The sequence below is a fragment of the Pseudonocardia sp. genome (genome assembly GCF_025965585.1).
Classification (GTDB): domain Bacteria; phylum Actinomycetota; class Actinomycetes; order Mycobacteriales; family Pseudonocardiaceae; genus Pseudonocardia.
Genome location: NZ_JAOPWR010000375.1, coordinates 17,918 through 28,345, shown reverse-complemented (window position 1 = coordinate 28,345; position 10,428 = coordinate 17,918). Strand labels below are relative to the sequence as shown.

Genomic DNA, 10,428 nt, shown 5'->3' with positions numbered 1-10,428 from the left:
GCGGCACCCCTCCCGGGGTGCCGCGCCTCGGCGTATGTGGAGCCGGTGCCTACGCCAGGCCGAGGACCGATAGGGCCACGCGGGCGGCCTCGCCGCCGTGCTCCTCGGAGATCCCCAGCGCGGTGGGCACGTCGAGGTCGGCGAGCAGGGCTGCCGTGACCGCGGCGGCCGCCTTCGTCCCGTCTTCCGCCACGCCCCGGGCAGCGGCGGCGTAGAGCCGGTCGAGCCGGTTGGTGGCCGCGTCCAGTGCGGCCGGTTCGTAGTCCCAGTCCTGCGACCACACCCGGTCGACCAGCAGCAGCCGCAGGGCAGCGGCAGGGTGCTCCTGCAGGACATCGGAGACCAGCACCAGGTTGCCGGTGGACTTCGCCATCTTCGCGCCGCCCACGCGCACCGTGCCGACGTGCATCCACGCCCGCGCGAACGGCGCGACCCCGGTGAGCGCCTCGGCCATCGCGGACTCGTACGCGTGGTGGGGGAACCGCAGATCGGCGCCGCCGGCGTGCAGGTCGAGCGCCGGGCCCAAAGTCGTCAACGCCATCGCGGCGCACTCCGCGTGCCACCCCGGACGCCCCTCGCCCCAGGGGCTGGGCCACGCGACCTCAGCGGGTTCCGCCGACCGCCAGATCGGGACGTCGGCCGGGTGCTCGGCCCCGGCCGCCCCGAACTGCTGGCCGAACTCGGCCGCGAGAGCGGCGGCGGCCTCGTCGTCGAGCCCGGCCCGGGCCGGGACGGCACCGCCGCGGAACCAGACGGTGCCGCCGCGCAAGTAGGCCGCACCCGACTCGAGCAGCGCCCCGGCCAGCGTCACGACCTGGGCGACGTGGTTGTGCGCCCGCGGCTCGTGGGTGGGCGGGCGCACGCCGAGCGCCGCCATGTCACGGTCGAATCGGAACTGCTGCACGGCGGCGAAGCTGTCGGACCGGTCGCCCATGCGGGCCGCGGCCGCGTCCAGCACGTCGTCCACGTCGGTGACGTTGCGGCACACCTCGACGTCGACGCCGAGGTGGCGCAGTACGCGCGCGGCCACGTCGGCCCAGACGAACGTGGCCGCGTGCCCGAGGTGGGTGGTGTCGTAGGGGGTGATGCCGCAGACGTACATCCGCGCCCGGCCGACGACCGGGAGCGGGCGGTCCCCGATGCGCAGCATCAGCGGACGGCCGCGCGCCGGGCGGCGCGCCGCAGCTGCAGGATCCGCAGACCACCCGGGATGGCGACGAGCAGCAGGCCCGCGACGGCGGCCAGCAGCAGCGCGACGCCCACCGGCAGCGAGAACGTGAACCCGAGGAAGAAGATCGTCACCACGTTCAGGTTCTGCAGGATGAACACCAGCAGGAAGATCAGGACGATCGCCGAAAGGATCAGCCCGGTCCACAGCCCGCCGGTGCGGGTGCGCACGACGACCGGCGCGGACGGCCTGGTCGACGTCGGGACGGTCGGCTGCTCGGGGCTCGTGGGGACGGCCCTCATGCTCGGGTCGGTGACGGGACCGTCGAGCTCGGACGGGGCCGGGCGTCGCAGACCGGGCTGGGTCAGGGGGTCGGCGTGGGGATCGGACGGACCGACATTGCCGTGCGCCGGCACGTCCCTCGCCAATGGCGTCGCCCGGGTCGGATCCTCGCTCATGGAACTCCCTCACTAGCTCGCTGCCGTGCGCCGGCCATTCGACCGGCAGTATTCCGCACACCCCACGTGGGGGCCCGGACACGGTCGGTCAGGCCGCGTCCCGCGGATCCGGACGCACCGGCCGGTCGATCCACGGGCCACGGCCTCCCGTCGGACGATGGACCACCAGGCGGCTCTCGACGTCTTCTTCGCCACGCCGCCCGCCCACGTCGCCACGCCGGAGCCGCTGGTCGACGCCTCGCCTTCCTGTTCTCCGCGCTGCGGGCGCAGCCGCGCCTGGACTGAGACGCGGTCAGCCGCGGCCCTCACGGCGCATCGGGACGTGCACGACGCCGTCCCAGTCGAACGACGGGCCGGTCACGGCGAACCCGAGCCCGGCGTAGAAGCCGGCGAGGTGATCCTGGGCGTCGAGCACGCAGGGGCGGTCACCGACCTCGGCCAGCGCCGCCTCCATCAGCCGCTTGCCGAGCCCGCGGCCGCGCGCCGAGCGGGCCGTGCACAGCCGGCCGATGTGGTACTCGCCGCCCTGCTCCTCGAGCAGCCGCAGGCAGCCCAGCACCGGCGACGGCCTGCCACCGAGCCAGTAGTGCCGGGCGCGGTCCTCGAGGTCGCGACCGTCCAGCTCGGCGTACGGGCAGGCCTGCTCCACCACGAAGACGTCGACGCGCAGGCGCAGCAGCTCGTACAGCATGCGGGCGTCCAGGTCGGCCGCCCAGGCCCGGTGGACGGTGGCGGCGACCGCCTCGCTGGTCATCCGGTTCTTCTACCACCCTCGCCGACAAGGCGCAGTTCCACGTGGGCGTCGACCTGCCGGTAGGCCTGCTCGGGTGGGGCCCGGCCTGCTCCGGGACGTGACGCCGCGATGTGACACTTCCGTGACACGGCACAGCGGGCCCACCGCGGGCGGCTAACCTCGAACGGTGCGTCACCACGATCTCGTCGTCATCGGCACCGGGTCCGGCAACTCCATCGTCGACGACCGCTTCGACGACCGCGACGTCGTGATCATCGAGCACGGGGTGTTCGGCGGCACGTGCCTGAACGTCGGCTGCATCCCCACCAAGATGTACGTCTACCCCGCCGACATCGCCGAGCACATCCGGCACGCCAGCCGCTACGGCATCGACGCCACGCTGGACAAGGTGCGCTGGACCGACATCCGCGACCGCGTCTTCGGCCGCATCGACCCCATCGCCGCCGGCGGGCGCGAGTACCGCGTGGAGCGCTGTCCGAACGTCACCGTCTACGAGGGACACGCGCGGTTCACCGGCCCCCATGCGATCAGCGTCGACGGCGGCGAGCCGTTCACGGCCGACGAGATCGTGATCGCCGCGGGCGGCCGGCCCGCGGTCCCGGACGTGATCGCCGGCTCCGGCGTCCCGTTCCACACGTCCGACACGATCATGCGCATCGACGACGTGCCCGAGCACCTCGTGATCGTCGGGAGCGGGTACATCGCCGCCGAGTTCGCGCACGTGTTCTCCGCCCTCGGTGCCCGCGTCTCGATCGTCGGGCGCAGCGGGCTGATGCTCCGCGCCCAGGACGAGACGGTGTCGGAGCGGTTCACGGCCGTCGCCGCCGAGCGCTGGGACACCCACCTCAGCCGCAAGATCATCGGCGTGTCCGGCACCGAGGGCGACATCACGGTCACCCTCGACGACGGCACCGTGCTGGAGGCCGACGTGCTGCTCGTCGCCGCAGGCCGCGTCCCCAACAGCGACCGCCTCGACCTCCACAAGGCCGGCATCCCCACGCACCCGGACGGTCGCATCGTGGTCGACGAACGCCAGCGCACCCCGGTCGAGGGCGTCTGGGCGTTCGGCGACGTCAGCTCGCCCTACCAGCTCAAGCACGTCGCCAACCACGAGCAGCGGGTGGTGCAGCACAACCTGCTGCACCCCGAGGCGCCGCGCGACACCGACCACCGCTTCGTACCGTCGGCGGTGTTCACCGACCCACAGATCGCGGCGGTGGGACTCACCGAGGCGGGGTGCCGCGACCAGGGCCTCGACTACGCGGTGAAGATCCAGGCCTACGGCGACGTAGCCTACGGCTGGGCGATGGAGGACACCACCGGCTTCTGCAAGGTGCTCGCCGAGCGCGGCACCGGAAGGCTCCTCGGCGCGCACGTCATGGGCCCGCAGGCTTCCATCGTCGTGCAACCGCTGATCCAGGCCATGTCCTTCGGGCTGGGCGCGCGCGAGATGGCCACCGGCCAGTACTGGATCCATCCGGCGCTGCCCGAAGTGGTGGAGAACGCCCTCCTCGGCCTCGACCTGTAGGCCGGATTACACGATCCGTGGTGCCGCCGGGCACCGAATGCCTGGTACACACGTTCCCAGTAAGGTCACCCTATTCCCCACGATCACGAGGTGCCCCGCCCATGACCGCTGTCGACAGCTCCACCCGACCGGCCGGCCCACCCGCGGCCAAGCCGATCCTCGACGGCCGCCGAGGGATGGCGCCGCAGATCGCCGTCTACATGTTCGTGATCCTGCCGCTGCTGGCCCTGATCGGCGCCATCCCGTTCGCCTGGGGATGGGGCCTCGGCTGGACGGACGTCGCGATCGCCGCGGTGTTCTACGTGATCAGCGGCCTCGGCATCACCGTGGGTTTCCACCGCTACTTCACCCACGGCTCGTTCAAGGCGAAGCGGCCACTGCGCATCGCGCTCGCCGTCGCCGGGATGCTGGCGATGCAGGGCCCCGTCATCACCTGGGTGGCCGACCACCGCCGCCACCACGCGTTCTCCGACAAGGAGGGCGACCCGCACTCGCCGTGGCTGTTCGGCACCTCCACCGGCGCGCTGGCGAAGGGCTTCCTGCACGCCCACACCGGCTGGCTGTTCGACCGTGACAAGACCAACGAGAAGCGCTTCACCCCCGACCTGCTGGCCGACCGCGACCTCGTGCGCGTCGACAACCTGTTCGTCGTCTGGTCGGTGGCCACGCTGCTCGTCCCCGCCGCGCTGGGCGGCCTGATCACCATGTCCTGGTGGGGCGCGCTCACCGCGTTCTTCTGGGCCGGGCTCGTGCGCGTCGGGCTGCTGCACCACGTCACGTGGTCGATCAACTCGATCTGCCACATGATCGGTGAGCAGCCGTTCGCCTCCCGCGACCACTCGCGCAACGTCTGGCCGCTGGCGATCCTGAGCTTCGGCGAGTCGTGGCACAACCTGCACCACGCCGACCCCACCTGCGCCCGCCACGGCGTGCAGCGCGGCCAGATCGACATCTCCGCCCGCGTGATCTGGGCGTTCGAGAAGCTGGGCTGGGCGAGCAACGTCCGCTGGCCCAGCACCAAGCGCCTCGAGAAGCTGGCCACCAAGGCCGCCTGACCCGGGCCACGATCGTCGTCTGAGGGACATGAGCTGCACATACGCAGCTCATGTCCCTTTTTCGCGATCGATCCCCGCATCACGGAGGAGCTTGACCGGAAGCCGCGCGGCCGCCGAGTCGGCCCGGTCCGCGGCCGCGGTGATCAGCCGCGCGGCCCGTGCGGACCCGTGCCTCGTCGCTCAGCCGATGGCCGCCCACCAGGTGGACGCCGGGATGCAGGCGCCGCCACGATCCCTCCCGGGTGCGGCGGTGTCCACGGTGGCCGCCGACAGCCCGCACGCGACGGCCCGGGCCAGTGTGATCACCCCGGCCTGCCGCGCCACGGGCTCCGCGGACGACATCGGCCCAGGACGCTGATCAGCGGCGGATCCCGTTGCCGTTCCGTCAGCCGGCTTCGGCCCGCGCCTCCGGCGGCTCGTCGACGGACTTCTTCGCCGCCGGGTCGTAGGGCACCGCGGGCGGCTGCTCGCCGCGGATGCCGGCCAGCAGGGTGGTCACGTCGGACATGATCTTCGCCGTGACACCGTCGAGCGCGGTGCGGGTGCGCGGGCCGCCCAGCCACTGCGAGAGGTCCACCGGCGGACCGACGACGACCTCGACGCGCTTGCGCGGGAACAGCCGCGGCAGGCCCGAGCCGGGCCGCAACACGTCCTGGCTGCCCCAGTTCGCCACCGGGATGACAGGCGCGCCGGTGACCAGCGCGATGCGGCCGATGCCGTTCTTGGCCTTCATCGGCCAGCCGTCGGGGTCGGCGGTGTAGGTGCCCTCCGGGTAGAACGCCACGACCTCACCGCGCTGGACGGCCTCGATCGCGCCGCGGAAGGCGTCCCCCGCGCGGGCCGAGGTGCGGTAGACGGGGATGTGGCCGCCCTTGGCCAGCACCGACCGCACCACGGGGATGTCCCAGAGCTCGGCCTTGGCGAGGAACCGCGGCATGCGCCCGTGGGAGACGGTCAGCGCCACGTCGAAGATCGGGTCGGAGAACGACACGTGGTTGATGGCGAGCAGCGCGCCGCCTTCGCGTGGGATGTGCTCGCCGCCCGTCCAGCCGATGCGGGTGCCGAACATCGTCCACGGCCAGAGCATCCAGATGGCGAAGCCGAACCAGAACCCCGAGCCGCGCCTGCGGCGCGAGAACGTGAGCGCGAGCTTCTCCCGCACCGTCAGCGGTCGGGTACCCGTCATGCGTCCTCCTGGAGCCTCTCTCGTCGGACCGACTCGCGGATCATCCCCTGCCGGGTGACGATCTGACCGTGCGCCCCCATTGTGTGACGTCGATCGCAGGGCCCGAGCGGACAACCGCGTGAAACAGAACACCCGACCACACTGGTTTGACAGCTTCATCATCGAGAGGTCTCCCGTGCACGAGAGTTCTGTGCTGCCGCGCGTCGAGCCTGTCGGGGCGGTCCCCGACGCCCCGAGGTTCCTCGTCATGGTGCTGCACGGCGGCCGGGCCCACAGCCGGGAGAGCGGGGAGCGCAAGCGCCTGACCTACCGGCGGATGGTGCCGTTCGCCCGGATGCTCGCCCGCCGCGGCAACGACGCCGGGCTCGCCGTGTTCATGCTGCGCTACCGCCACCGCGGCTGGAACGCCCCGGCCAGGGACGCCCAGCACGACGCCGAGCAGGTCCTGTGCGAGCTCGCCGGCCGCTATCCGGGCGTGCCGGTGGTGCTGGTCGGCCACTCGATGGGCGGCCGCGCTGCGCTCGGCGCCGCAGGCGAGCCGAACGTCGTCGCGGTGTGCGCACTGGCCCCGTGGTTGGACGGCTCGGACCCGGTGCAGCAGCTGGCCGGCCGCACCGTGCTCATCGCCCACGGCGACCGCGAGCGCTGGACCGACCCCCGCGAGTCCTACGCCTACGCGGTGCGGGCCAAGCCCGTCACCGACCGGATCGCCCGCTTCGACGTGCACGGGGCCGGCCACTTCATGCTCAGCCGCGCGTCGGACTGGCAGTCGCTCGTGCGCCGCTTCGTGCTGGGTGTCACGGAGATCGAACCCGAGGACCCCGAGATTGCGAATGCTCTCGCGCAACCCGCACCGGGCGGCCTGCACGTCGAACTGTCCGCCGCTCACTGACTGGAGCCGAAGATGACCCGTCCCACCGCTGCTGTCGTCGGTTCCGGCGTCGCCGGGCTGACGGCCGCCTACCTGCTGCAGCGCCGCTACGACGTCACGCTCTTCGAGGCCGACGGCCGGCTGGGCGGCCACGCCCACACCCACGAGCTGTCCACCTCGGACGGCGGCACGGCCAACGTGGACTCCGGGTTCATCGTCCACAACGAGCGCACCTACCCGAACCTGCTGCGGCTGTTCGCCGAGCTCGGCGTGTCCACACAGGAGTCGGACATGTCCATGAGCGTGCGCTGCGAGGGCTGCGGGCTGGAGTACGCCGGGGCGCGCAAGCTCGGCGGGCTGTTCCCGCAGGCGTCCAACGTCGCGCGGCCCGCGTACCTGGCGATGCTGGGCGAGGTCGTGCGCTTCCACCGGCACGCGCGGCGCGTGCTGGCCGACGAGCGCGCGGGCGACGTCACGCTCGGCGCATTCCTCGCCATCGGCGGGTACTCCCGCTACTTCGTCGAGCACTTCATGCTCCCGGTGGTCTCGGCCGTGTGGTCGGCCGGCGAGTCGGTGTCGATGAGCTACCCGGCCCGCTACCTGTTCACCTTCCTCGACCACCACGGCCTGCTCTCGGTCGGCGGCTCGCCCCGGTGGCGCACGGTCACCGGCGGCTCGCGCAGCTACGTCGAGAAGGCGGTGAAGGGACTGTCGGGCGTGTCGGTCTCCACCCCGGTGCGCAGCGTCTCCAGGGTCGGCGAGGGCATCGATGTCCGCGACGACGCCGACACGGTGCACCGCGTCGACAAGGTCGTGGTCGCCACCCACCCGGACCATGCGCTCGCCCTGCTCGACGCACCCACCGAGGACGAGCGTGCGGTGTTGGGCGCGTTCACCTACTCGCGGAACACCACGCAGCTGCACCACGACACGTCGGTGCTGCCGCGGCGGGCGGGCGCGCGCGCGTCGTGGAACTACCTCAAGTCGGCCTGCTCCAGCCAGGACGGCGCGCCCGTGCTCGTCAGCTATGACATGAACCGGCTGCAGCGCCTCGCCGAACCCGACGACTACGTGGTGACGCTCAACGGCACCGACCGCGTCGACCAGGACCGCGTCGTCGCGACGATGCACTACGAGCACCCGATCTACACGCCCGAGTCGGTGGCCGCGCAGCGCAGGCTGCCCGCCCTCAACGACGGCACAGTCGCGTTCGCGGGCGCGTACCACGGCTGGGGCTTCCACGAGGACGGCTGCGCGGCGGGCGTCCGCGCAGCGGCGTCGCTGGGAGCGGACTGGTGACCGCCTGCGCCGGTCCCACGCCGGACGTCGTCCGCGCGCCGGTGGCCGTGCCGGCACTCTACGACGCCACCGTCACCCACGTCCGCAAGCAGGCGATGGACCGCCGGTTCGGCCACGGCATCTACCTGTGGCTCGTCGACATCGACGCCCTGCCCGAGCTGCCCCGCTGGCTGGCGCCGTTCGCCCGCTTCGAGGCCCGCGACCACCTCGGCGACCCGCAGCGGACCATCCGCCAGAACCTCGACGCCTGGCTCGCCACCCAGGGCGTGGACCTCCACGGGGGCCAGGTGCTCATGCTGGCCAACGCCCGGCTGCTCGGGTACGTGTTCAACCCGATCAGCGTGTACTGGTGCCACCGGCCCGTCAGTGCCGACGACCGTTCCGCCGGCGCTACACGCGGTGCGCTCGAGTGCGTGGTCGCGGAGGTCCACAACACCTACGGCGAGCGGCACTGCTACCTGCTGCGCACCGACGGGTCCGGGCGGGCCGAGACGGCGAAGGCCTTCTACGTCTCGCCGTTCCTTTCGGTCGACGGCACCTACTCGATGTCGCTGCGCGAGCCGGGCGAGCGCCTTGCCGTCGCCGTGACCCTGCGCCAGGGCGGCGCCACCGCGCTGACCGCCACCGTCGTCGGCACCCGCCGCCCGGCCACCCCCGCGGCGCTGGTGCGGATGCTCGCGCGCCGCCCGCTCATAACCTACCGCACGTCGGCCCTGATCCGCCGCCACGGCATCACGCTCTGGCTGCGCGGGCTCTCCGTGATCCGTCGACCGAAGCACGCACCGCAGGAGGGCGTCCAATGAGCACAGAGCCGCTGACACCTACGCCGATGCCCGCGCCTGCGGTCGTGAAGCGCTCCAACAACCACTTGGTGCCGCGCCCGAACGAGGGTGTGTGGCCGGGCCTGGCCACGCCTGCGCACTCCGCGGCGCGCGCCCGGATCGCGGAGTCGCTGTTCCGCGGCGCGGTGAAGAACCTGCCGGTGCGCGTGGTGTTCCCCGGCGGGGAGCGCCTGGGCGCGGGCGGGCCCGACTCCCCCGTCATGCGGATCGTGCGACCGGCTGCGTTCTTCCACCGCCTCGGCTGCAACTCCAAGATCGGCTTCGGCGAGTCGTACATGGTGGGCGACTGGACCACCACGAACCTCGCCGACCTGCTCACGCCCTTCGCGGCCAAGCTCTCGACGTTGATCCCGCCGGTGCTGCAGCGCATCGGCCGCCGCTTCGCCGAGGCCCGCCAGCCGAAGGAGGAGGTGAACACGGTCGAGGGGTCGCGGGAGAACATCCACCGCCACTACGACCTCTCCAACGACCTGTTCTCGATCTTCCTCGACGAGACGATGTCCTACTCGTCGGCGTGGTTCGCCGACGGGAGCGACGACCTGGTCGACGCCCAGCACCGCAAGATCGACGGCATCCTCGACATGGCAGGCGTCACCGAGGGCAAGCACGTGCTGGAGATCGGCACCGGCTGGGGCGGCCTGGCCGTGCGGGCGGCGCAGCGCGGCGCACGCGTCACGACGCTCACGATCTCCGCCGAGCAGGCCGTGCTCGCCGAGGAGCGCATCGAGGCCGCCGGCCTCAGCGACCGCGTGCAGGTCCTGCTGCGCGACTACCGCGAGGCCCAGGGCAGCTACGACGCCGTGGTCAGCGTCGAGATGATCGAGGCCGTCGGGGTGGCGTACTGGCCCACCTTCTTCGCCGCGCTCGACCGGCTGCTCAAGCCCGGCGGCAAGGTCGGCCTGCAGGCCATCACGATGCCGCACGACCGGATGCTGGTGTCGCAGAACGACTACACGTGGATCTCCAAGTACATCTTCCCGGGTGGGGTGATCCCGTCGGTGGCGGCCGTCGAGCAGAACCTCGCCGACCACACCGGTCTGCGGGTGGCCGAGCGCCGGAGCCTCGGCCCGGACTACGCGCGCACGCTGGCGCACTGGCGGGAGCACTTCCTGGGCCGCTGGGAGGACGTGGCCGCGCTGGGCTTCGACGAGACGTTCCGCCGGATGTGGGAGTTCTACCTCGCCTACTGCGAGGCGGGCTTCCGCGTCGGCTACCTCGACGTCCACCAGTTCTCGCTCGCCCGCCGCTGACCCGGCACGATCTTGGG

General features: G+C 72.2%; 11 protein-coding genes. 7 read left to right on the top strand and 4 right to left on the bottom strand.

Annotated elements, in window-relative coordinates; all coding sequences use genetic code 11:
• Nucleotides 1-49: 49 nt before the first annotated feature.
• From JWR81_RS23290 to JWR81_RS23280, 3 genes are all read right to left on the bottom strand, one after another.
• Nucleotides 50-1,150 carry a class I tRNA ligase family protein gene (locus tag JWR81_RS23290; protein WP_297657004.1) on the bottom strand — a complete coding sequence of 367 codons (1,101 nt, stop codon included), beginning with the start codon at nt 1,148-1,150 and terminating at the stop codon, nt 50-52.
• Nucleotides 1,150-1,626, bottom strand: coding sequence for a lipopolysaccharide assembly protein LapA domain-containing protein (locus JWR81_RS23285; RefSeq protein ID WP_297657000.1), 477 nt, complete (start codon nt 1,624-1,626; stop codon nt 1,150-1,152). The genes JWR81_RS23290 and JWR81_RS23285 overlap by 1 nt, the downstream gene beginning before the upstream one ends.
• A 292-nt stretch (nt 1,627-1,918) precedes the next feature.
• The gene (locus tag JWR81_RS23280) at nt 1,919-2,380 is read right to left on the bottom strand and encodes a GNAT family N-acetyltransferase (protein ID WP_297656997.1); all 462 of its coding nucleotides are present in this window, start codon (nt 2,378-2,380) and stop codon (nt 1,919-1,921) included.
• 166 nt (nt 2,381-2,546) lie between these two features.
• Here JWR81_RS23280 and JWR81_RS23275 point away from each other — a divergent pair, with 166 nt between their 5' ends.
• The 3 genes from JWR81_RS23275 (at nt 2,547) to JWR81_RS23265 (ending at nt 5,321) form a co-directional block, all read left to right on the top strand.
• Nucleotides 2,547-3,908: a mycothione reductase gene (locus JWR81_RS23275; protein ID WP_297656994.1), complete on the top strand. Its 1,362-nt coding sequence runs from the start codon at nt 2,547-2,549 to the stop codon at nt 3,906-3,908.
• 101 nt (nt 3,909-4,009) lie between these two features.
• Nucleotides 4,010-4,963: an acyl-CoA desaturase gene (locus JWR81_RS23270; RefSeq protein ID WP_297656991.1), complete on the top strand. Its 954-nt coding sequence runs from the start codon at nt 4,010-4,012 to the stop codon at nt 4,961-4,963.
• A gap of 91 nt (nt 4,964-5,054) precedes the next feature.
• Nucleotides 5,055-5,321 (top strand): hypothetical protein, encoded by a 267-nt coding sequence (locus JWR81_RS23265; RefSeq protein ID WP_297656989.1) that lies wholly within the window; start codon nt 5,055-5,057, stop codon nt 5,319-5,321.
• A 27-nt stretch (nt 5,322-5,348) separates the two neighbouring features.
• Here the strand turns inward: JWR81_RS23265 and JWR81_RS23260 are convergent, their stop codons facing one another.
• Complete coding sequence (locus tag JWR81_RS23260; protein ID WP_297656986.1) at nt 5,349-6,149, bottom strand: 1-acyl-sn-glycerol-3-phosphate acyltransferase; 801 nt, start codon at nt 6,147-6,149, stop codon at nt 5,349-5,351.
• A gap of 175 nt (nt 6,150-6,324) precedes the next feature.
• Between JWR81_RS23260 and JWR81_RS23255 the strand changes: the two genes are divergently transcribed.
• The 4 genes from JWR81_RS23255 to JWR81_RS23240 are packed head-to-tail and all read left to right on the top strand — an operon-like array spanning nt 6,325 to nt 10,411.
• On the top strand, nt 6,325-7,041 hold the full coding sequence (locus JWR81_RS23255; protein ID WP_297656983.1) for an alpha/beta fold hydrolase: 717 nt from the start codon (nt 6,325-6,327) through the stop codon (nt 7,039-7,041).
• A gap of 12 nt (nt 7,042-7,053) precedes the next feature.
• On the top strand, nt 7,054-8,319 hold the full coding sequence (locus tag JWR81_RS23250; protein ID WP_297656980.1) for an NAD(P)/FAD-dependent oxidoreductase: 1,266 nt from the start codon (nt 7,054-7,056) through the stop codon (nt 8,317-8,319).
• 41 nt (nt 8,320-8,360) lie between these two features.
• Nucleotides 8,361-9,122 (top strand): DUF1365 domain-containing protein, encoded by a 762-nt coding sequence (locus JWR81_RS23245; protein ID WP_297657010.1) that lies wholly within the window; start codon nt 8,361-8,363, stop codon nt 9,120-9,122.
• A 26-nt stretch (nt 9,123-9,148) separates the two neighbouring features.
• Nucleotides 9,149-10,411: a cyclopropane-fatty-acyl-phospholipid synthase family protein gene (locus JWR81_RS23240; RefSeq protein WP_297657007.1), complete on the top strand. Its 1,263-nt coding sequence runs from the start codon at nt 9,149-9,151 to the stop codon at nt 10,409-10,411.
• Nucleotides 10,412-10,428 lie beyond the last annotated feature (17 nt).

Coding starts and splice junctions, on each gene's coding strand:
- JWR81_RS23290 (WP_297657004.1), bottom strand. CDS start 1,150: ATGCTGCGCATCGGGGACCGCCCGCTCCCGGTCGTCGGCCGGGCGCGG.
- JWR81_RS23285 (WP_297657000.1), bottom strand. CDS start 1,626: ATGAGCGAGGATCCGACCCGGGCGACGCCATTGGCGAGGGACGTGCCG.
- JWR81_RS23280 (WP_297656997.1), bottom strand. CDS start 2,380: ATGACCAGCGAGGCGGTCGCCGCCACCGTCCACCGGGCCTGGGCGGCC.
- JWR81_RS23270 (WP_297656991.1), top strand. CDS start 4,010: ATGACCGCTGTCGACAGCTCCACCCGACCGGCCGGCCCACCCGCGGCC.
- JWR81_RS23260 (WP_297656986.1), bottom strand. CDS start 6,149: ATGACGGGTACCCGACCGCTGACGGTGCGGGAGAAGCTCGCGCTCACG.
- JWR81_RS23250 (WP_297656980.1), top strand. CDS start 7,054: ATGACCCGTCCCACCGCTGCTGTCGTCGGTTCCGGCGTCGCCGGGCTG.
- JWR81_RS23240 (WP_297657007.1), top strand. CDS start 9,149: ATGCCCGCGCCTGCGGTCGTGAAGCGCTCCAACAACCACTTGGTGCCG.